This window comes from Ruegeria sp. A4, assembly GCF_056543025.1.
Window position 1 is genome coordinate 129,669 of the sequence record NZ_JBQGAW010000004.1, and the last position, 18,853, is coordinate 148,521.

The window sequence follows — 18,853 nt, forward strand, 5'->3', positions numbered from 1 at the left end:
GCCTCCGGGGTTAGGCCCGCGCGGTCATCGCGTCAAAGCCATGAAGGTATGGTATCGCGGTTTATGATTTCGTCAAAGCTTGGTCGTTCACGAATGACTGCAAATTGATCACCATTGACCAGAACCTCGGGGATCAGCGGGCGGGTATTGTACTCGCTGGCCATCACCGCACCGTAGGCACCCGCGCTGCGGAAGGCGATCAGGTCACCCGATTTCAGCGGCGGCATGTTGCGTTGTTTGGCAAAAGTGTCACCGGATTCGCAAACCGGGCCCACGATGTCATAGGCTTGCTGTTCCACGCCTGCCGCCGGTTCCTGCACCGCGACGATATCATGATGCGCTTCGTACATCGCCGGGCGGATCAGATCATTCATGGCGCCGTCGACAATCAGGAAATCACGGCCTTCGCCCGACTTCACATAGATCACCTTGCTGACCATCAGCCCCGCATTGCCTGCGATCAGGCGGCCCGGCTCGATCTCGATCTCACAGCCCAGATGGCCCAGTGTTTTCTTGATCAAAGCGCCATATTCCACCGGCAGCGGCGGCGCGTCATTCGAGCGGGTATAGGGGATGCCCAATCCACCGCCCAGGTCAAGACGGCGGATGTTGTGGCCTTCAGCCCGCAACTGCTCGGTCAGTTCGGCCACTTTCGTATAGGCCAGCTCGAATGGTTCGAGTTCCGTCAGCTGCGAGCCGATATGGACGTCGATGCCGATCACCTCCAGTCCCGGCAGGCTGGCCGCATGCGCATAGACGTCCGAGGCGCGGGATATTGGAATTCCAAATTTGTTCTCGGACTTGCCGGTCGCGATCTTGGCGTGGGTCTTGGCATCAACATCCGGATTCACCCGGACCGTGATCGGAGCAACCACACCCAATTCCAGTGCAACGGCGTTGATCACTTCCATCTCGGGCTCGGATTCGACGTTGAACTGACGGATGCCGCCGGTCAGCGCGGTACGAATCTCATCCGCCGTTTTGCCCACGCCGGAGAACACGATCTTGTCGCCGGGAACGCCCGCCGCCTTGGCGCGCAGGTATTCCCCGCCCGAGACCACGTCCATCCCCGCGCCCGCCTGTGCCAGAGTTTTCAGGATCGCCTGATTGCTGGCCGCTTTCATCGCATAGCAGACAAGATGGTCCGTGCCGTCAAGCGCATCGTCGAACAGTTGAAAATGCCGCAGCAAGGTTGCGGTGGAATAGACATAGAACGGCGTTCCGACCGCGGCAGCGATTTCGGAGACAGGGACATCCTCGGCGAAAAGCGCGCCGTCGCGGTAGAGAAAATGATCCATGTCTGCGCGCTTAGACCAGAAGATGGCTTCGAATCAATGGATTCCGAACCCATCGACCAAGTTTAATTTCGGGTCGAAACTCCAACCCGGCCATAGCCCGAGATCGAAACTCCGGTGCCCGATTGCTTGGGCTCTGCCGCAGGTTCCGGGCGTCTTGCCGATGTAGGTTCGCAAGCCGTCAAAGCCGCAAATACCAGAAACAGTCCTAGTGTTCTCATTTCAGTATCTTTTCTTTGGATGACATGCGCACCGACATGCCACCTCACGTTGGTGGATATAAAACCGATGCGCAATATGAAAGTGGCTTAGAATCCCAGGTAAATCCCCAGCGGCCCACGGCTTAGACCTACGCCACCGCCTACATACGCTCCACCAGAGCCAACGCCGACGGTTGCACTGACAGTTGGCTGAGCGGGCGCAGGCTGAACGGGCTCGCCGTCGGCTCCGCATCCGGCCAGCATTAGGCCGGACCCTGCAATAAGAATCGCGCGCAGCACGGTCATCACACCATTGCCTTCCATCGTTCAACCTGAGCACGCACCTGATCCGGGGCCGTGCCACCATAGGACTGGCGTGAGTTTACAGAGTTTTCGACACCAAGGACAGAGTAGACGTCATTTGTGATCTCGGCATGGACCGATTGCATGTCGTCCAGCGTCAGATCGGGCAGGTCGCAGCCCTTCTTCTCGGCCATGGCCACCAGCGATCCGGTAACATGATGCGCGTCGCGGAAGGGCAGGCCCAGCACCCGCACCAGCCAGTCGGCCAGATCAGTTGCAGTCGAGAAACCCGAACCCGCCGCAGCGGCCAAGCTGTCGCGATTGGCGGTCATGTCCTTGACCATGCCTTCCATCGCCGCCAGCGCCAGCATCCAGTTGTCGGCGGCGTCAAAGACCTGTTCCTTGTCTTCCTGCATGTCCTTTGAATAGGCCAGCGGCAGGCCCTTCATCACCATCATCAGCGCCGTGTTGGCGCCAAATATCCGACCCACCTTGGCACGGATCAGCTCTGCCGCATCAGGGTTTTTCTTCTGCGGCATGATCGACGAGCCGGTCGAGAACCGATCCGACAGGGTAACGAAACGGAACTGCGCCGAGGACCAGATCACCAGTTCCTCGGCAAAGCGCGACAGATGCACGGCGCAGATCGAGGCCACCGACAGGAACTCCAGCGCGAAGTCACGATCGCTGACGGCGTCCAGCGAGTTGGCTGCAGGCCGGTCAAAGCCCAGCGCCTGTGCCGTCATGTGGCGGTCGATGGGAAAGGACGTTCCGGCCAGCGCCGCAGCACCCAGTGGCGATTCGTTCATCCGGGCGCGGGCGTCACGAACGCGGGACAGATCACGGCCAAACATCTCGACATAGGCCATCATGTGATGGCCCCATGTCACCGGCTGCGCCGTTTGCAGGTGGGTAAAGCCGGGCATGACCCAATCGGCCCCGGCCTCGGCCTGCGCCAAAAGCGCGCGGATCAGGGCCAGCAAGCCGCTCTCAGCGGCGTCCAGCTGATCACGAACCCAGAGTTTGAAATCGGTTGCGACCTGGTCATTGCGTGACCGGCCTGTGTGCAAACGGCCTGCGGGCTCTCCGATGATCTCTTTCAGACGGGCCTCGACATTCATGTGGATGTCTTCCAGCGCGGTCGAGAACTGGAATTCTCCGTTCTGGATTTCTGACAAAACGGTGAGCAGCCCTTCCCGAATGGCTTCGGCATCACTATCACTTATGACGCCTGTGGCTGCCAGCATGGCCGCATGGGCGCGCGAGCCTGCGATGTCCTGGGCTGCCATCCGCTGATCGAACCCGATCGAGGCGTTGATTGCCTCCATGATCGCGTCTGGACCGGCGGCAAAGCGGCCGCCCCACATCTGGTTCGAGGATTGATCGGTCATGTAAGAAAACCCGGAGTTGATATGCGCCTATTTCGTCTGATCCCCCTTTATATGGCCCTTGCGCTGGGTGCAAATGCCGCCTTGGCGACCGATGCCGAGACGCTGGCCCCTCTGCGGGAAGACAGCCTGAAACGTCTGATCCTGCACAAGGAACCGAAACCCGCCAAATCAATCGAATTCCAGCTGGAAGATGACGGCGGCGTCGGCACGCTTGCCGATTATGAGGGCAAATATGTGCTGCTGAATTTCTGGGCCACCTGGTGTGCGCCTTGTCGCAAAGAGATGCCTCAGATCGCTGAGCTTCAGGAAGAGTTCGGCGGCGACAAGTTTCAGGTTCTGACACTGGCCACGGGCCGCAACTCGCCTGCCGGCATCAAAAAGTTCTTTGAAGAGAACGGCATCGCCAACCTGCCCCGTCACCAGGACCCCAGCTCGGCCGCTGCCCGTGAGTTCGGCGTCATCGCCTTGCCGATCACGGTCATCCTGAACCCCGAAGGGCAGGAAATCGCCCGGCTGATCGGCGACGCCGAATGGAACTCGGACAGTGCGAAGGCGATCATTTCGACGCTTGTTGGCGCTGAAAGTTAACGCATTTAGAAAAATTTGCGGAAACATGGTACCCTCCCACGCATTAAGAGTGGGAGGTTTTATATGAAACATACGATTTTATTCCTTGCTGTTGCAGGCACATTGGCAATCGCTGGCGCCGCACATGCGGACTACAAACGGATCAAGACCGCAAAGCAGTTCAATTCCGATATTGTTGGTAAAAAGCTGACCGACGAACAAGGCAATGTTTTTGTCGCGAATGCTGATGGCACGATTTCAGCCAAACTCAAAAGTGGGAAAAAGTTCAGCGGAACCTGGGTCTGGAACAAAAAATTCTGGTGCCGAAACGGAGTATTGGACGGCAAGGCGCTGGGCACGGATTGTCAGCTTTGGGAAATTGACGGGGCCACTGCCCGAATGACCCGCGAAAAAGGCAAGGGCAAAACAACCGTTTATTCGGTCAGCAACTAAAGGCGTCAGCCCCTTTCAATCTCGTGATATACTGTTCCTGCCCTGCCGGACAGGGCAGGCATATTGTTTGAAATGGAGGCAATGATGAAACCCGTCGTACTGCTGATCGGACGGTTGCCAAATGTAATCGGTGACGTGGCGCGGCAACTGGATCATCTGCCGATTCAGTGGCTGGGCGCACATGACACGGACGAGGTTCGGAAACAGCTGGATGCCGAGCCCCGGATTGCCTGCGCCATCCTGGGCGCGGGGCTTGACGACAAGATCCGTGGTGAAATGGTGGGTATTATTGCCGCCCGCCGCCCAGATATCTGCATCCATCTGAAGGATCGTACATCCGGCCCCGAGGGGCTGGTGCCCTTCGTCGAACGTGTGGTGCAACACGAGATACTGGAACGGCTGGAAAACAGCTGACGCAACGCCACCTTTGACAGAGTTTCAACTCCTTTGCACTCTGCGCTCAGGAGGATGGAATGCCACTTGAAATTCTACTGGCGCTGGTCGTCGGCGGCATAGCTGGTGTCACCCTGTTATTACATCTCACCGGCAGGTCGCAGCAGGTGATGCTGACGCCCGACATTGCACGATCACAATGGGCACGTCACTTTCCGGACGATGATGTGGTCGACGTCACGGTTTCCCATGATGGCCACGCCGCGGTGGTGCGCACCAGTTCGGGCAATGGGTTGCTTTGGTCCTTCGGGGCCGACACCGTGGCCCGGCATCTGATGGACTATGATCTTCTGGATCATCCGGAAGGCTTTGAGATCCTGTTTCACGAATTCTCGGTGCCCAAGACACTCATCCGACTGGACGATTTCGAACGCCATCACTGGCGTGACCTGATGGAGCCCGCATGACAGACCAAATGAGTTTTCCCGATGCGGTACAATGGGCCGTTCCCTTTTTCATCGCAGCGATTCTGGCCGAGTTTCTGTGGATCGCAGTCAAAGGCAAAGGCGGGCGTTATGAAACACGCGATGCGGTGACCTCTTTGATCATGGGGGCCGGAAACATCGCATCGGGTTTTTTGCTGGGCTTTATCGCCTATTCGTTTTTCATGTGGCTGTGGCAGATCACGCCCATCAACCTGGGCACGTCGATTCCGGTAATCATCCTGTGCTTTGTCCTGGACGATCTGCGTTACTACTGGGTCCACCGTTTTGGCCATCGCATCCGCTGGGTCTGGGCCAGCCACGTAAACCATCACAGCTCGCAGCACTACAACCTGACGACCGCACTGCGGCAGACCTGGACCTATACGTTCACTTTCATGATGGTCGTACGCGCCCCGCTGATCCTGCTTGGGTTCCATCCTGCGATGGTTTTGTTCGTCGGTGGCCTAAATCTTATCTATCAGTTCTGGATTCACACCGAGGCCATCGGCAAGATGCCCCGCTGGTTCGAGGCGGTAATGAACACCCCCAGTCACCACCGCGCCCATCACGGCCGCAACGCGCGCTATCTGGATTGCAACTATGCCGGGGTGTTCATCATCTGGGACAAGCTGTTCGGAACCTTCGTCCCCGAGCAGGAGGACGACCGGGTGGACTATGGCCTTGTGCACAATATCGGCACTTTCAATCCCCTGCGGGTGGCCTTTCACGAATGGGTGGCCATCTGGCGCGACGCGACCCAGCCGGGTCTGACCCTGAAACAGCGGCTGGCCTACTGCTTTGCCCCACCTGGGTACAGCCATGACGGCAGCCGGGACAGTTCGGAACAGATCAAGGCCAAGCATCTGGCACGCCACCCGGAAGACCGCGGAACGCCAGGTTTTGAGCATCTGGACAAAAAACTGCCCAGCGGACAAGCAGAACAGGCCTGAAACGGCCGGCTGGAACCTGCTTGTGCCTTGAATCTCGGCCGTTGAACGCCATATCAGACGACAGGCGCCATGTATGAGTGAGCGAGGGTCGGTATGAATCGTTTGGCAACCATTTCAACATTTTTCGGCCTGTTCGGCCTGTTGATGGCCATGCTCGCAGCCCTTGGGGGCGCCATTGCAGCCCTGATCGCGTTGGGTTTTGCAATGATGGCCCTAGGTGCGATGGGCGCGATACTTGGAGCGGCAGCTTCTTTGACGCGCGCGTGGCAATCCACCCGCTGAGCCCTCGAGACGGAAATTTTTCCGAACCCTTAACCGCAGATTCATCTCTTTGCCCCGAGACTGTGACCGGACACCTGTCCCGGACACATGGGAATCCGCGCTTATGGGAAACAAAAAACTGGCAAATCTGCCTGAGGGGTCGGACAGCCCGTTGAATGCGGCCGTTTCGACGCGGGATCGTTCGGTTGTGCAGATGGCAACCGATGCCGTGAAGCATAAGCAATGCAAACTGGCTTTTCAGCCGGTGATTCAGGCGCACGCCCCGTACCGAGTCGCGTTTTACGAAGGGTTCATTCGGGTTCTGGACGAGACCGGCCGCGTCATCCCGGCGCGCGAATTCATGCCTCAGGTCGAAAACACTCCTATCGGCCGCGATCTGGACTGCGTCGCGTTGGAGCTTGGGTTGCGCACATTGGCGAGGAACCCGGAAATACGCCTGTCGATCAACATGTCTGCGCGCTCGATCGGTTATTCCAACTGGTCCAGAATACTGGACAGATTCCTGAATCGAGATGCCGGATTGGGCGAACGCTTGATCCTCGAAATCTCCGAAAGCTCGGCCATGCAGGTGCCCGAGCTGGTTGTCGACTTCATGGACCGCTTGCAGGATCGCGGCATCGCTTTTGCGCTGGATGACTTTGGCGCCAGCAATTTCAGCTTTCGGCATTTTCGCGAGTTTCTGTTCGACGCAGCCAAAATCGATGGACAGTTCGTTCGGGGCATCAGCAACGATCCCGACAACCAGACTTTGGTGCGGGCCCTGATTGCAGTGGCCCGTGAATTTGAAATTCTGGTTACGGCCGAATCGGTTGAAACGCAGGAGGATGCCGCTTTCTTGGTGGCAAGTGGCGTGGATTGCCTGCAAGGATTCTTGTATGGCGCACCCAGTGTCGTGGAACCCTGGAAGCAGGAAAACAGATCAAAAACAGGAAGTTGATTGCCCGTCCATCGACATTTTCCTACCATTTCCGACACTGAGACAAGCTGCCCGTTGCTGCATGTGCAGCGTTACGCTATTGCAAGAGTACTTGAGCGGGGGATCACGGGGCGCTCTTGTTTCGAAAGGACACCTTTCGACCTGCGCCGTCAGAAATTCCGCTGGCCCATGACGGTAAAGGACTGATCATATGACCAACGTAGTAATCGCATCCGCCGCACGCACAGGTGTTGGCAGCTTCAGTGGTTCGTTTGCGAACACACCTGCCCATGATCTGGGCGCTGCCGTTCTGGAAGCAGTTGTCGAGCGCGCCGGAGTGGAAAAAGGCGAAGTCAGCGAAACCATTATGGGTCAGGTTCTGACTGCCGCCCAAGGCCAGAATCCCGCGCGACAGGCGCATATCAATGCCGGCCTGCCACAGGAAAGCGCCGCATGGGGCATCAATCAGGTTTGTGGCTCGGGCCTGCGCGCCGTTGCTTTGGGCGCCCAGCATATTCAGCTGGGAGACGCGGAAATCGTCGCTGCTGGTGGTCAGGAAAACATGACGCTGTCACCCCACGCCGCCGCGCTGCGCGCCGGTCACAAGATGGGCGACATGAAGTATATCGACACGATGATCCGCGATGGCTTGTGGGATGCTTTCAACGGCTATCACATGGGTCAGACTGCCGAGAATGTTGCAGAGAAATGGCAGATTAGCCGCGAGATGCAGGATGAATTCGCCGTCGCTTCGCAGAACAAGGCCGAAGCGGCCCAAAAGGCCGGCAAGTTCGCGGACGAAATCGTGCCCTTCACCATCAAGACCCGCAAGGGCGACATCGTGATGGACAAAGACGAATACATCCGTCATGGCGCAACCATGGAAGCCATGGCCAAACTGCGCCCGGCCTTCACCAAGGACGGTTCGGTCACCGCAGCCAACGCCTCGGGATTGAACGACGGTGCGGCCGCGACGCTGCTGATGTCAGCCGAAAACGCCGAAAAGCGGGGAATCGAACCTCTGGCGCGCATCGCGTCCTACGCGACTGCCGGTCTGGACCCGTCAATCATGGGCGTCGGCCCGATCTACGCATCGCGCAAGGCACTGGAAAAAGCAGGCTGGTCGGTAGACGATCTGGACCTGGTCGAAGCCAACGAAGCCTTTGCCGCGCAGGCTTGCGCGGTTAACAAGGATATGGGCTGGGATCCGTCGATCGTGAACGTAAACGGCGGCGCCATTGCCATCGGCCATCCGATCGGTGCTTCGGGGTGCCGTGTTTTGAACACCCTGTTGTTCGAAATGAAGCGACGCGATGCAAAAAAGGGTCTGGCCACCTTGTGCATCGGTGGTGGCATGGGCGTTGCCCTTTGTGTGGAGCGCGACTAAGCGCTTTGACAATCAAATAGAATTAGGCGCCCAGTGGGCGCCTTTTTTTGTTACATTGAGGTTCTAACCCTTGGATGCGACGATATTGCCGCCCGGAAACCGAGATTCAAAACGAAACAATATTGCGCACAACCATCTCTCAGAGTAACAGCATTACTAAGACGACTAAAATTGAAGGAGTCATAAATGGCACGAACAGCACTCGTAACCGGCGGTTCCCGCGGCATTGGCGCAGCAATTTCCAAGGCGCTAAAAGCCGAAGGATATAACGTTGCGGCCACCTATGCAGGAAACGACGAAGCAGCCGCAAAATTCACCGAAGAAACCGGGATCAAGACCTACAAGTGGAACGTCGCGGATTATGACGAATCCAAAGCGGGCATCGAAAAGGTTGAAGCTGAGGTTGGCCCCATCGATGTGGTCGTCGCCAATGCAGGCATCACCCGCGATGCACCGTTCCACAAAATGACGCCGGATCAGTGGAAAGACGTGATCGACACCAACCTGACTGGCGTGTTCAACACCGTGCACCCAATCTGGCCCGGCATGCGCGAGCGCAAGTTCGGCCGTGTCATCGTCATCAGCTCGATCAACGGTCAGAAAGGCCAGTTCGCTCAGGTGAACTATGCAGCGACCAAGGCAGGCGACCTGGGCATCGTGAAATCCCTGGCGCAGGAAGGCGCGCGGGCGGGGATCACTGCCAACGCGATCTGCCCCGGCTATATCGCAACCGAAATGGTCATGGCAGTGCCTGAGAAGGTGCGCGAGTCCATCATTGGCCAGATCCCGGCCGGCCGTTTGGGTGAGCCGGAGGAAATCGCCCGCTGCGTGGTCTTCCTGGCATCGGACGATTCGCAGTTCATCAACGGTTCGACGATCTCAGCCAACGGTGCGCAATTCTTCGTCTGATCCAGACTTGTGAACAAAAAACGGGCCGGTCCTTTTGGGCCGGCCCTTTCTGATCCCGTAAGAACGCGCGCGCTGCGATCAGCGGGAACCGAATATCCATCCCCAAAACTGCCAGACCACCCTGCTGCGCTCTTGGTGGGCACGCAGGATCGCCATCTGGGCGGCGGGATTCGTCGTCATCTCGATCATGGCAGTCTCCTTTTCAAATCAGTTTTATTTGACCTGTTGTGAATATGGCTGTTAAAAACAAACACGACAAACGAGCTTTCTTGAGACTTCAGTTAAGTTTTTCTTCACTATGAGTGACTATCTGCCTCCGCTGACCGCGTTGCGTGCTTTTGACGCCGCAGCCCGGCACATGTCTTTTTCGAAGGCGGCGGAAGAGCTGCATGTGACGCCAGCTGCCCTGTCGTTTCAGATCAAGTCGCTTGAAGAACACCTTGGCCGGCCGCTGTTTCGTCGTCTGAACCGCGCCGTAGAACTGACCGAGGCGGGCCGTGCCCTGGCGCCCGGTGCGGCAGAAGGGTTTGCCACCTTGCAAGCCGCATGGCGTGCGGTGCGCAGACAGGAAGATGACACAAGCCTGACCGTCACCGCGGGCCCAGCTTTGACCGCCAAGTGGCTGGCGCCGCGGCTTTACGAATTTGCTCGGGCGCATCCCGAGATCGATCTGAAATTCTCGGCCACGCTGCGCAACATGGATCTGGAGCGGGACGACGTGGATGTCGCCATCCGCTTCGGGAATTCGGCCGATGACGGGCTGTATTCCGTTCCCGTCAGAAAGGAATGGCTGACCCCTGTCATGACCCCCGAACTTGCGGAACAATTCACCACGCCGGCAAGCCTTGAAGGGGCCCCGCTGATCCATGACGATTCGATCAGCTTTCTGACCCCGCCTTGTGATTGGCCCGCTTGGTTCCGTGCTGTCGGAATGGATTTCACTCCGACCCATGGCGCGCATTTTTCCAATGCAGATCACGCGATTGATGCCGCTGTTGCCGGTGTCGGCGTGGCACTGGGGCGACGCGCCATGATTCTCAAGGACCTGACCGAAGGCCGCCTGGTTGCACCGTTCAAGGTGGCCCTGGAAACACAAGGCCGGTTCCGGTTTCTGTGCCTGCCGGGGGCCGAAAAGAAACCTCAGATCGCAGCGTTTCGCGATTGGTTCCTGACCGAGATTGAAAAAACCGCACATATATCGGATGAGTTCAAAATCATACCGATTGAAGAGGTTTCCCGCCCATGACCAAAATGCGCGCAACGGCCATCGGCTTCGTGGCTGTCTTGCTATGGGCCTTGCTGGCGTTGTTCACTGTCGGGTCGGCGCCCACGCCGCCCCTGCTGCTGAACACGATCTGCTTTTCGATTGGTGGAGCGCTTGGGCTTGTCTGGGCGACGGCGACAGGTGGTCTGAGCGATCTAAAGCAAGTCCCCTGGACGACCTACCTGTTTGGCGCATTGGGCCTGTTTGGCTATCACGCGCTGTATTTTTCGGCCCTGCGCATGGCGCCGGCTGCCGAGGCCGGGCTGATCGCATATCTCTGGCCTCTGCTCATTGTGCTTCTGTCGGGCCTGCTTCCGGGTGAACATCTGCGTATCGGCCACCTGATCGGGGCCTGCCTTGGATTCGCAGGGGCCGCTGTCATCATTGCCGGGGGTGGCGGCGCGGGCTTTCAGGCCCAATACTTGCCCGGATACGCATTGGCCTTGCTGTGCGCACTGACATGGTCGGGCTATTCCGTTCTATCACGCAGACTGGAGGGCACGCCGACCAGTTCCGTCGCAATTTTCTGCCTTGCGGCTGCACTGGCTTCGGGTCTGCTGCATCTGGCGGGGGAAGACACTGTACTGCCCGATACGGCACTGGGCTGGGCGTCGGTGCTGGCGCTCGGCCTTGGGCCCGTCGGGCTGGCGTTCTACGTCTGGGACATTGGCGTCAAGCAAGGCGACATTCAAATCCTCGGAACCTCATCCTATGCGGCCCCGTTACTGTCGACCCTTGCTTTGGTGGTGGCCGGGACCGCGACCCCGTCCTGGGGGCTTGCGATCGCGGCCTTTCTGATCACCGGCGGGGCCTTGATAGCGGCCCGCGCCAGCCTGAAAACTTAAGCGGACAGGCGTTCGATCTCTTCTTTCAGCTTGAGCTTCTGTTTTTTCAACTGAGCAATATGGAGATCATCGATACCTGGCGAGCGTTGGGCTTCTTCCACTTCCAGACCGAGAGATTCGTGCTTTTTCTTCAGTTCCGTCAGATGTGCGCTCACGCTCATTGCGATCCTCCTTGTTCATGTGTCTGTATGTCACGTAAGAATTTGACCACATCGTTTCCACCCTGTCACGCCGCAGACGCACAGAATCTGTAACAAATCCGACAAATTCGGCTGGTCATTGCCGATGGCACAAGTTCCGAGGCAACGGAGCGGCGTGTCGAAGCACGGCTGAGACCGCCTCGGTATAGCTTTCACCGTCTTTTTCGTGGCGCTCACCAGCGTGCAGAATCAAAGGCGCATGGAGGCGAAATGCCGCGCGTCCCCCTTTGCGGGCGCTCAGGATGACCAGTTCGGCCTCGCGGCCCACCCGCGCGCTGAGCGGCAGCACCTCGATTGAACCCAGTTTCCCTTCACAAGCCGTCAGCATATCGGGAAGACGGTCGGCTTTCTGGATCATGTGCAGAAACCCCCGAGGGGCAAGGCGTTTGGCCGCCACGGTGATCCAGTCAATTAGAGGCGTATTTTCACCCAAGGCAATGCTCCGCCCTGTGTCGCTGGCGGGGCTGTGCGCCCCAGACCGGTAATAGGGCGGGTTCGCGATAACGTGATCAAAGTGACGCTGTCGGAGGTCATCAGGCAAAGCGTTCAGGTCAGCCTCGATCACATCCAGATCACAGCCGTTGATTTCCGAATTGCGGCGGGCCAGCTCCGCGTAGGCCGGTTGCAATTCGATCCCAACCATTTGCAGCCCCGGTACCCGCGCGGACAGGCACAGAATGGCAACCCCCGCGCCACATCCCAGTTCCAGCACGGATTGCCCGGCCTTTGCAGGGACGGATGCGGCAAGCAGAACAGGGTCTACTCCGGCGCGGTAACCTGACGCAGGTTGCAGCAATCGAACACGGCCGCCAAGGAAATCGTTGCACGTCAATTCATTGTCGTCGAAGCGCATCATCGGCCCAGCGGGATCTCGTTGTCGCGCATCACACGCTCGGCCCGGGTCAGGTCTTCGGACCGAACCATCAGTCGACGGGGGAAGATCCCGATACCACCTTCGAGGATGCTCATATTTACGTCCATCTGAAAGCAGTCTATATCCTCGCCCTCAAGGAGAGCGGATGCAAAGGCCAGGATTGTCGGATCGGTACTGCGCAACAGTTCTTTCATGGGGATGGATGTAAGGGCAAGGCGAGGCGAAAGTCGAGCCTTGTATCAGGAGTGTGATGACCGTCGACATGATCTCAAAACCGCATGAGCGTCTGGCTGAAATTCTGGCGGGCGAGATGGAGGCCGTGAACGGGCTGATCCGCACGCGGATGGCGTCGGACCATGCGCCACGCATCCCGGAAGTGACGCGGCATCTGGTCGAAGCAGGTGGAAAACGCCTGCGCCCGATGCTGACACTGGCCGCAGCACGCCTGTTTGGCTATTCCGGCGACCACCACGTGCGCCTTGCTGCGACGGTCGAATTCATTCACACTGCCACCCTGCTGCATGACGACGTCGTGGATGAAAGCGCACAGCGACGGGGCCGCCCGACCGCCAATCTGCTTTGGGACAACAAATCCAGCGTTCTGGTTGGCGATTACCTGTTTTCACGCAGTTTCCAGCTGATGGTGGAAACGGGCTCGCTGCGCGTTCTGGATATCCTGGCCAATGCCTCTGCAACCATTGCCGAAGGCGAAGTGCTGCAAATGACGGCCGCAACCGATCTGCGTACGGATGAAAACGTTTACCTTCAGGTCGTGCGCGGCAAGACGGCGGCATTGTTTTCAGCCGCGACCGAAGTGGGCGGCGTGATCGCAGGCGCCTCGGAAGAGCAGGTCAAAGCGCTTTTCGACTATGGCGATTCACTGGGCATCGCGTTCCAGATCGCCGATGACCTGCTGGATTATCAGGGCGACAGCAAAGCGACCGGGAAGAATGTTGGCGATGACTTCCGTGAACGGAAACTGACCCTGCCCGTCATCAAAGCCGTGGCGCAATCCACGCCGGAAGAACGCGCCTTCTGGGAGCGCACGATCGAAAAGGGCCGCCAACAGGACGGGGATCTGGATCAGGCGCTGGGGCTGATGAACAAATACGCCACGCTGGAAGAAACCCGGCAAGACGCTTTGGGCTGGGCCAACAAAGCCAAGGCGTCGCTGGAGGTGCTGCCGGATCATGAGATTCGCAGCCTGTTGCGCGAATTGGCCGATTACGTGGTTTCACGTCTCAATTGAGCTGCGTGGCGCGGCACCACCAATCGGGATGGGCTGCGCCGATCTCATAGGCCGCGAAATGCGCGTCTTTCATCGTCGGATAGAGCGCAAAACAGGTTGATCCTGACCCTGACATGCGCACCACGAGCGCGCGATTGGTCATCTGCAACTCGTCCAACACCTGCTCGATCTCGGGTGCGACGTTCATGGCGGGCACTTGCAGATCGTTGCGTTGATTGCGCAGCCACTGGGCGCACTCATCGGCATTGTCTAACTCAGGCAGGCTTTCAGGCATTGGCGGGTTGTCTCTGGACGCCAGCGCGTTGAAAACGGCGCCGGTGGGCACCTGCACATTCGGGTTGACCAAAAGGGCGGGCAGGTGCGGAAGGTTCACCGCCGTCAAACGATCGCCAATGCCCTGCATTCTGATCGCCCGACCTTCCAGGCAGACGGGAACATCCGCCCCCAATGACAACGGCAGGCCCTGCGGGAGGTCGTGGCCCTGATCTGCCAGGACCCCAAGCGTGGCCGCGGCATCAGACGACCCTCCGCCAATGCCCGCCCCATGGGGCAAAGACTTGGTCAATTGGATATGACCGGTCCAACCGACAGCTTCTGCCGCCCTCCAGACCAGGTTTCGGCTGTCCGTGGGGACTCCGCCGGCAAACTCGCCGCGCACGTCCATGGACAATTCGGGGCCGGGGGTGAATGTCAGCCGGTCACCCAGATCGGCGAATACAACCAGCGAATCCAACAGGTGATAGCCGTCGTCTCGACGGCCAGTCACATGAAGGGTCAGGTTGATCTTGGCGGGCGCAAACGCCTTAATTTCCATTGGCGACTTTCAATGGCTCCGAACCCTCTTCGGCCAGAACGGCATCCAGCCCGACTTCGATCTTGCGCCGGATTCGATCCGGATCGGCTTCGCCGTCCGTGTCTTCCGGGTCGATGAAGGACAAGGCGCGGCTCCACTGGAACTCGGCCTCGCGCGCGCGCCCGACAGCCCAATAGACGTCACCCAGATGATCGTTGACCACCGGATCCACCGGCATCAGCTCGACCGCACGTTCCATGTGTTCGACGGCCTCGTCGTAACGCCCCAGACGGAACAGAACCCAGCCCAGACTGTCCACGATATAGCCACTGTCCGGACGCGCAGCTACTGCGCGCTCGATCATGTCCAGTGCTTCGTCCAGCTTTTCTTTGCGCTCAACCAGCGAATACCCCAGGTAATTCAGAACCTGAGGCTGATCCGGGTTCAATTCCAGCGCCCGGCGGAAATCAGCTTCGGCCTGATCCCATTGCTTCAGCCTTTCATGACTGATTCCGCGAGCATAATGCAGGAACCAATTCCCACCCGCCGCGCTGTCCGTCAGCGTGATCGCAGTGTCATAAGAGGCCACGGCAGCGGCATAGTTTTCCTGTCGGCGCTGCAAGTCTGCCAAAGCGACATGCACACCCGGGAAATCAGGGTCTTGCGCAGCCAGGTTCTGCAACACCTCGACGGCCGCATCGGTTTTTCCCGAACGGTCCAGAACTTCGGCCCGGCCCAATTCGGCCGCATGGTGATCGTTGCTGTCCGCCGGGACCAGGCGGTATGCCTCAACCGCCAGATCATATTGCTGCAAGTTGTCCAGCAGATCCGCGCTCAGCAAAATGGCATCCGTATGATCGGGGCGCAGGAAACTGGCCAAGCGTGCGTACAGCAGAACGTAATCGGCCGAAGCTTCGCTGTTCAATGCGGCACCGACGGTGAAAAAAATCTCGGCCATACCGTCCTGAGCGGATCGGACATGGGTGAACGGCAGTGTTTCACCCGCCGTCAACTGGCTCAAATACGCCTCGATGGTCGGGTCACTGCCCGCTACAAACACATCGTCCAAAAACTGAATGGCGTCTTCGTTGCGATCCAGCTGCGACAGAATCTCGGTGCGGGCCAAGGCGGCACGACGAGAGAACCGGGCAACCGTTCCATCATTGTCGGCAAGTATCGCCTCGGCGCCTTCGAAATCACCGATAGACGCCAATGCCATCGCCTTGTGGTAAAGCGCGAATTCCCTGAGGCCATCCTGTGTCGCGACGGAATCGAACTGTTCCATCGCCTTGGTCATCTCGCCCTGCCCCAGATGGGCCCAGGCGATCATCAGGCCGTCAACAAGGGGGCCAACTCCCTGTGTTTCAGGGTCCCGGGCCAGCAGGTCGTCAAATCTCCCATCGGCGATCAGATTGGCCGAAATCACCATACGCGCTGCCTGGCTGGGCAGGTTGGCTTCTTCGATCTGCTGGGCGATCGGCAGCGCGCGCGCCACTTCCCCCAAAGCGATGCGTGCAACGACAACGCTTTCCTGCAACAGCGCATTTTGGGGATCAAACCTGAGGGCCTGAGCGTAATATCTTTCAGCGGCAGAATAGTCGTTTTCGTAAATCGCCTGCCGCCCGGCCAGATAAGACCCGGCACCCGTTTCCGAAAAGGCCGGAAGCGCGACCGACGACATGAACAGCACGGACAAAGCCGCGCGACGAACCAGGGAAAACACCGAAATCCTGCCTTGCTATCGTTGACTGAGAGGTAAGCTAGGGCTTCGGCAGGCAAGAGGCAATGGCAGAGCCTTCACAGCGCCGCCATTGCCCGTTTTTTGCTTACATGTTCGGATAGTTCGGACCGTCGCCGCCCTGCGGTGTGGTCCAGGTGATGTTCTGGCTGGGATCCTTGATGTCGCAGGTTTTGCAGTGAACGCAGTTCTGGAAGTTGATGACGAATCGCGGGCCGCCCTCATCCTCGACCACCTCATACACGCCCGCAGGGCAATACCGCTGCGCCGGCTCGTCGTATTTGGGCAGGTTGACCTTCACGGGGATCTCGGGATCGGCCAGACGCAGATGGCAGGGCTGGCTTTCCTCGTGGTTTGTCGCTGCGAACGAGACATTCGTCAGACGATCGAAAGACAGCGTTCCATCCGGCTTTGGGTAATCGATTGGCTGGTGCTTGCTGGCATCCTCAGTCGATTCCGCATCGTTCTTGCCATGGCCCAACGTTCCGAACAGCGAAAAGCCAAACGTGTTGGTCCACATGTCCAGACCACCCAACATCAGGCTGGCGGTCAGACCCCATTTCGACCACATCGGCTTGACATTGCGAACCTTCTTCAGGTCGGAGCCAATCGCGCCATTGCGAACTTCGGTCTCGTAAGCCGTCAGTTCATCGCCCGAACGCTCGGCCTTGATCGCTTCGAAAGCAGCCTCGGCCGCGGCTTTGCCCGACAGCATCGCGTTGTGGTTGCCTTTGATGCGCGGCACGTTGACCATGCCCGCCGAACAGCCCAACAGCGCCACGCCCGGCGCGACCAGTTTCGGCATCGACTGATAGCCGCCTTCCGTAATCGCACGGGCGCCGTAGGCCACGCGCTTGCCGCCTTTCAGCAGATCGGCCACCATCGGATGGTGCTTGAAACGCTGGAACTCCATGTAGGGGTACAGATGCGGGTTCTTGTAATTCAGGTGCACCACGAAACCGACGTAAACCTGATTGTTCTCAAGGTGATAGATGAAGGATCCACCGCCCGCGTTGCTGCCCAGAGGCCAGCCCATCGTGTGCGTGACGCTGCCTTCCTTGTGCTTGGCAGGGTCGATCTCCCAGATCTCTTTCATGCCAACGCCGTATTTCTGCGGCTCTTTGCCCGCAGACAGGTCGTACTTGGCGATCACTTCCTTGGACAGCGACCCGCGCACACCTTCTGACAGGAAGACATATTTGCCGTGCAGCTCCATCCCCGGTTCGGTGTTGGGGCCATAGGAACCGTCTGCCTCAAGGCCAAAAACGCCTGCTACCACGCCTTTGACTTCGCCATTGTCGCCATAGACCATTTCCGAGCACGCCATGCCCGGAAAGATCTCGACACCCAGTTCTTCGGCCTGTTCCGCCATCCAGCGGCACACATTGCCCATCGAAACGATGTAGTTGCCGTGGTTGTGCATCAGCGGCGGCATCGGGAAGTTCGGGATGCGGACCTGGCCTGCTTCACCCAGCATGTAGAACTTGTCGTCCTTCACGGGCACATTCAGCGGCGCGCCTTTTTCTTTCCAATCCGGGATCAGTGCATCCAGACCACAGGGATCAAGAACCGCGCCCGACAGGATGTGCGCGCCAACCTCGGAGCCCTTTTCCAGAACGACAACGTTCAGGTCGGCGTCCAGCTGTTTCAGACGGATGGCCGCCGACAGGCCCGCAGGACCTGCACCCACGATCACCACATCGTATTCCATCGCTTCGCGTTCAATCTCGGCCATCGCGGGCTCCCTAGCTAACTTTCCGAATTGGCGCTGTCACCGCATGATCTGCGCAATTTTGTTTCACGGCTGATTACATGGTCGGAAAGACATTGGTCAATCGAAACACGGCGTAACAAGGGCGCTATTCGACACATCACCCCTCTGGTGCATCCCCCATCAGGTATCTGGGGCCGGTACCATGCGATTTTGCCCGGTCATCGGGGTTGTAGAGCGCACATTTCGGCAGGCTCAGACAGCCGCATCCGATGCAGCCATCCAGATTGTCGCGCAACCGCGTCAGGGTGTCGATTCGCTGATCCAGATGGGCCCTCAGCTGTACGCTGATCGCCTTCCAGTCCTGAGGCGTCGGCGTGCGGTTTCCGGGCAGTCCCGACAGCACCTGCCGGATTTCAGGCAGGGTCAGGCCGAACTGCTGCGCAATCATGACAAAGCTCAGCCGCCGAATATCGGCCCGCTGATAGCGCCGCTGTCCGCCCGCGTTGCGCCAGGGCGAAATCAGACCCTGTGCTTCGTAATACCGGATGGCCGACACGGCCAGACCTGTGCGCCGGGCCAATGCGCCAATCGCCAGCCCCTCTGATGCCGCCATCGAACCCTCATGAAAAATTCCTTGACCTAAAG

23 protein-coding genes are annotated in these 18,853 nt (G+C 58.7%); 12 read left to right on the top strand and 11 right to left on the bottom strand.

The features are described from left to right. Window positions 1–32 precede the first annotated feature (32 nt). From lysA to argH, 4 genes are all read right to left on the bottom strand, one after another. Window positions 33–1,298, bottom strand: a complete 1,266-nt coding sequence (gene lysA / locus ACR0E2_RS13880; RefSeq protein WP_171726811.1) for a diaminopimelate decarboxylase — start codon at window positions 1,296–1,298, stop codon at window positions 33–35. 62 nt (window positions 1,299–1,360) lie between these two features. Further along, window positions 1,361–1,516, bottom strand: coding sequence for a hypothetical protein (locus tag ACR0E2_RS13885; protein ID WP_171229797.1), 156 nt, complete (start codon window positions 1,514–1,516; stop codon window positions 1,361–1,363). Between the two features lie 87 nt (window positions 1,517–1,603). Then, window positions 1,604–1,801 (bottom strand): hypothetical protein, encoded by a 198-nt coding sequence (locus ACR0E2_RS13890; protein WP_152459807.1) that lies wholly within the window; start codon window positions 1,799–1,801, stop codon window positions 1,604–1,606. Then, complete coding sequence (gene argH, locus ACR0E2_RS13895) at window positions 1,801–3,189, bottom strand: argininosuccinate lyase (protein WP_171119715.1); 1,389 nt, start codon at window positions 3,187–3,189, stop codon at window positions 1,801–1,803. The genes ACR0E2_RS13890 and argH overlap by 1 nt, the downstream gene beginning before the upstream one ends. A 21-nt stretch (window positions 3,190–3,210) precedes the next feature. On the opposite strand from argH, the gene ACR0E2_RS13900 reads away from it, so the two are divergent. The 11 genes from ACR0E2_RS13900 to yddG all read left to right on the top strand — a co-directional run bounded on the left by ACR0E2_RS13900 (window position 3,211) and on the right by yddG (window position 11,640). After that, entirely contained in the window at window positions 3,211–3,777 is a 567-nt protein-coding gene (locus ACR0E2_RS13900) for a TlpA disulfide reductase family protein (RefSeq protein WP_050604043.1), read from the top strand. A 63-nt stretch (window positions 3,778–3,840) separates the two neighbouring features. Beyond that, the gene (locus ACR0E2_RS13905; RefSeq protein WP_170346338.1) at window positions 3,841–4,209 is read left to right on the top strand and encodes a hypothetical protein; all 369 of its coding nucleotides are present in this window, start codon (window positions 3,841–3,843) and stop codon (window positions 4,207–4,209) included. 84 nt (window positions 4,210–4,293) lie between these two features. Next, window positions 4,294–4,623: a hypothetical protein gene (locus ACR0E2_RS13910; protein WP_170346337.1), complete on the top strand. Its 330-nt coding sequence runs from the start codon at window positions 4,294–4,296 to the stop codon at window positions 4,621–4,623. A gap of 59 nt (window positions 4,624–4,682) precedes the next feature. Continuing rightward, a complete protein-coding gene (locus tag ACR0E2_RS13915) occupies window positions 4,683–5,069 on the top strand; it encodes a hypothetical protein (protein WP_171229800.1) in 387 nt (128 codons plus the stop codon). Further along, a complete protein-coding gene (locus ACR0E2_RS13920) occupies window positions 5,066–6,037 on the top strand; it encodes a sterol desaturase family protein (protein ID WP_480446791.1) in 972 nt (323 codons plus the stop codon). Before ACR0E2_RS13915 ends, ACR0E2_RS13920 begins: the two co-directional genes overlap by 4 nt. Window positions 6,038–6,130: 93 nt before the next feature. After that, window positions 6,131–6,319 carry a hypothetical protein gene (locus tag ACR0E2_RS13925; RefSeq protein ID WP_171171185.1) on the top strand — a complete coding sequence of 63 codons (189 nt, stop codon included), beginning with the start codon at window positions 6,131–6,133 and terminating at the stop codon, window positions 6,317–6,319. A gap of 103 nt (window positions 6,320–6,422) precedes the next feature. Continuing rightward, window positions 6,423–7,256 carry an EAL domain-containing protein gene (locus ACR0E2_RS13930; RefSeq protein ID WP_480446792.1) on the top strand — a complete coding sequence of 278 codons (834 nt, stop codon included), beginning with the start codon at window positions 6,423–6,425 and terminating at the stop codon, window positions 7,254–7,256. Between the two features lie 190 nt (window positions 7,257–7,446). Then, window positions 7,447–8,622 carry an acetyl-CoA C-acetyltransferase gene (locus ACR0E2_RS13935; RefSeq protein ID WP_170346332.1) on the top strand — a complete coding sequence of 392 codons (1,176 nt, stop codon included), beginning with the start codon at window positions 7,447–7,449 and terminating at the stop codon, window positions 8,620–8,622. Window positions 8,623–8,808: 186 nt separating this feature from the next. After that, window positions 8,809–9,531, top strand: a complete 723-nt coding sequence (gene phbB / locus ACR0E2_RS13940) for an acetoacetyl-CoA reductase (protein ID WP_152456804.1) — start codon at window positions 8,809–8,811, stop codon at window positions 9,529–9,531. Between the two features lie 298 nt (window positions 9,532–9,829). After that, window positions 9,830–10,777: a transcriptional regulator GcvA gene (locus ACR0E2_RS13945; RefSeq protein ID WP_171119722.1), complete on the top strand. Its 948-nt coding sequence runs from the start codon at window positions 9,830–9,832 to the stop codon at window positions 10,775–10,777. After that, a complete protein-coding gene (yddG, locus tag ACR0E2_RS13950; RefSeq protein WP_480446793.1) occupies window positions 10,774–11,640 on the top strand; it encodes an aromatic amino acid exporter YddG in 867 nt (288 codons plus the stop codon). The genes ACR0E2_RS13945 and yddG overlap by 4 nt, the downstream gene beginning before the upstream one ends. On the opposite strand, the gene ACR0E2_RS13955 is transcribed toward yddG, so the two are convergent. The 3 genes from ACR0E2_RS13955 to ACR0E2_RS13965 form a co-directional block, all read right to left on the bottom strand. After that, entirely contained in the window at window positions 11,637–11,801 is a 165-nt protein-coding gene (locus ACR0E2_RS13955; RefSeq protein WP_170346328.1) for a YdcH family protein, read from the bottom strand. The genes yddG and ACR0E2_RS13955 overlap by 4 nt on opposite strands. A gap of 115 nt (window positions 11,802–11,916) precedes the next feature. Next, window positions 11,917–12,696: a tRNA1(Val) (adenine(37)-N6)-methyltransferase gene (locus ACR0E2_RS13960; RefSeq protein ID WP_480446794.1), complete on the bottom strand. Its 780-nt coding sequence runs from the start codon at window positions 12,694–12,696 to the stop codon at window positions 11,917–11,919. After that, window positions 12,693–12,908: a putative signal transducing protein gene (locus tag ACR0E2_RS13965; RefSeq protein ID WP_152456800.1), complete on the bottom strand. Its 216-nt coding sequence runs from the start codon at window positions 12,906–12,908 to the stop codon at window positions 12,693–12,695. The genes ACR0E2_RS13960 and ACR0E2_RS13965 overlap by 4 nt, the downstream gene beginning before the upstream one ends. Before the next feature lie 56 nt (window positions 12,909–12,964). Here ACR0E2_RS13965 and ACR0E2_RS13970 point away from each other — a divergent pair, with 56 nt between their 5' ends. Then, a complete protein-coding gene (locus ACR0E2_RS13970) occupies window positions 12,965–13,963 on the top strand; it encodes a polyprenyl synthetase family protein (RefSeq protein WP_171171195.1) in 999 nt (332 codons plus the stop codon). Here ACR0E2_RS13970 and ACR0E2_RS13975 read toward each other — a convergent pair. The 4 genes from ACR0E2_RS13975 to soxR form a co-directional block, all read right to left on the bottom strand. Next, a complete protein-coding gene (locus tag ACR0E2_RS13975; RefSeq protein ID WP_480446795.1) occupies window positions 13,956–14,777 on the bottom strand; it encodes a 4-(cytidine 5'-diphospho)-2-C-methyl-D-erythritol kinase in 822 nt (273 codons plus the stop codon). The genes ACR0E2_RS13970 and ACR0E2_RS13975 overlap by 8 nt on opposite strands. Continuing rightward, on the bottom strand, window positions 14,767–16,437 hold the full coding sequence (locus tag ACR0E2_RS13980) for a tetratricopeptide repeat protein (protein ID WP_480446868.1): 1,671 nt from the start codon (window positions 16,435–16,437) through the stop codon (window positions 14,767–14,769). Before ACR0E2_RS13980 ends, ACR0E2_RS13975 begins: the two co-directional genes overlap by 11 nt. Window positions 16,438–16,582: 145 nt before the next feature. Beyond that, entirely contained in the window at window positions 16,583–18,229 is a 1,647-nt protein-coding gene (locus ACR0E2_RS13985) for an electron transfer flavoprotein-ubiquinone oxidoreductase (RefSeq protein ID WP_152456797.1), read from the bottom strand. Between the two features lie 136 nt (window positions 18,230–18,365). Next, window positions 18,366–18,821, bottom strand: a complete 456-nt coding sequence (soxR, locus tag ACR0E2_RS13990) for a redox-sensitive transcriptional activator SoxR (protein WP_480446796.1) — start codon at window positions 18,819–18,821, stop codon at window positions 18,366–18,368. Between the last annotated feature and the right edge of the window lie 32 nt (window positions 18,822–18,853).

Excerpts from the sequence above, each read along its gene's own strand:
- lysA (WP_171726811.1), bottom strand. The coding sequence starts at position 1,298 with ATGGATCATTTTCTCTACCGCGACGGCGCGCTTTTCGCCGAGGATGTC.
- ACR0E2_RS13885 (WP_171229797.1), bottom strand. The coding sequence starts at position 1,516 with ATGAGAACACTAGGACTGTTTCTGGTATTTGCGGCTTTGACGGCTTGC.
- ACR0E2_RS13890 (WP_152459807.1), bottom strand. The coding sequence starts at position 1,801 with ATGACCGTGCTGCGCGCGATTCTTATTGCAGGGTCCGGCCTAATGCTG.
- argH (WP_171119715.1), bottom strand. The coding sequence starts at position 3,189 with ATGACCGATCAATCCTCGAACCAGATGTGGGGCGGCCGCTTTGCCGCC.
- ACR0E2_RS13900 (WP_050604043.1), top strand. The coding sequence starts at position 3,211 with ATGCGCCTATTTCGTCTGATCCCCCTTTATATGGCCCTTGCGCTGGGT.
- ACR0E2_RS13905 (WP_170346338.1), top strand. The coding sequence starts at position 3,841 with ATGAAACATACGATTTTATTCCTTGCTGTTGCAGGCACATTGGCAATC.
- ACR0E2_RS13910 (WP_170346337.1), top strand. The coding sequence starts at position 4,294 with ATGAAACCCGTCGTACTGCTGATCGGACGGTTGCCAAATGTAATCGGT.
- ACR0E2_RS13915 (WP_171229800.1), top strand. The coding sequence starts at position 4,683 with ATGCCACTTGAAATTCTACTGGCGCTGGTCGTCGGCGGCATAGCTGGT.
- ACR0E2_RS13920 (WP_480446791.1), top strand. The coding sequence starts at position 5,066 with ATGACAGACCAAATGAGTTTTCCCGATGCGGTACAATGGGCCGTTCCC.
- ACR0E2_RS13925 (WP_171171185.1), top strand. The coding sequence starts at position 6,131 with ATGAATCGTTTGGCAACCATTTCAACATTTTTCGGCCTGTTCGGCCTG.
- ACR0E2_RS13930 (WP_480446792.1), top strand. The coding sequence starts at position 6,423 with ATGGGAAACAAAAAACTGGCAAATCTGCCTGAGGGGTCGGACAGCCCG.
- ACR0E2_RS13935 (WP_170346332.1), top strand. The coding sequence starts at position 7,447 with ATGACCAACGTAGTAATCGCATCCGCCGCACGCACAGGTGTTGGCAGC.
- phbB (WP_152456804.1), top strand. The coding sequence starts at position 8,809 with ATGGCACGAACAGCACTCGTAACCGGCGGTTCCCGCGGCATTGGCGCA.
- ACR0E2_RS13945 (WP_171119722.1), top strand. The coding sequence starts at position 9,830 with ATGAGTGACTATCTGCCTCCGCTGACCGCGTTGCGTGCTTTTGACGCC.
- yddG (WP_480446793.1), top strand. The coding sequence starts at position 10,774 with ATGACCAAAATGCGCGCAACGGCCATCGGCTTCGTGGCTGTCTTGCTA.
- ACR0E2_RS13955 (WP_170346328.1), bottom strand. The coding sequence starts at position 11,801 with ATGAGCGTGAGCGCACATCTGACGGAACTGAAGAAAAAGCACGAATCT.
- ACR0E2_RS13960 (WP_480446794.1), bottom strand. The coding sequence starts at position 12,696 with ATGATGCGCTTCGACGACAATGAATTGACGTGCAACGATTTCCTTGGC.
- ACR0E2_RS13965 (WP_152456800.1), bottom strand. The coding sequence starts at position 12,908 with ATGAAAGAACTGTTGCGCAGTACCGATCCGACAATCCTGGCCTTTGCA.
- ACR0E2_RS13970 (WP_171171195.1), top strand. The coding sequence starts at position 12,965 with ATGACCGTCGACATGATCTCAAAACCGCATGAGCGTCTGGCTGAAATT.
- ACR0E2_RS13975 (WP_480446795.1), bottom strand. The coding sequence starts at position 14,777 with ATGGAAATTAAGGCGTTTGCGCCCGCCAAGATCAACCTGACCCTTCAT.
- ACR0E2_RS13980 (WP_480446868.1), bottom strand. The coding sequence starts at position 16,437 with ATGTCGTCGGTCGCGCTTCCGGCCTTTTCGGAAACGGGTGCCGGGTCT.
- ACR0E2_RS13985 (WP_152456797.1), bottom strand. The coding sequence starts at position 18,229 with ATGGCCGAGATTGAACGCGAAGCGATGGAATACGATGTGGTGATCGTG.
- soxR (WP_480446796.1), bottom strand. The coding sequence starts at position 18,821 with ATGGCGGCATCAGAGGGGCTGGCGATTGGCGCATTGGCCCGGCGCACA.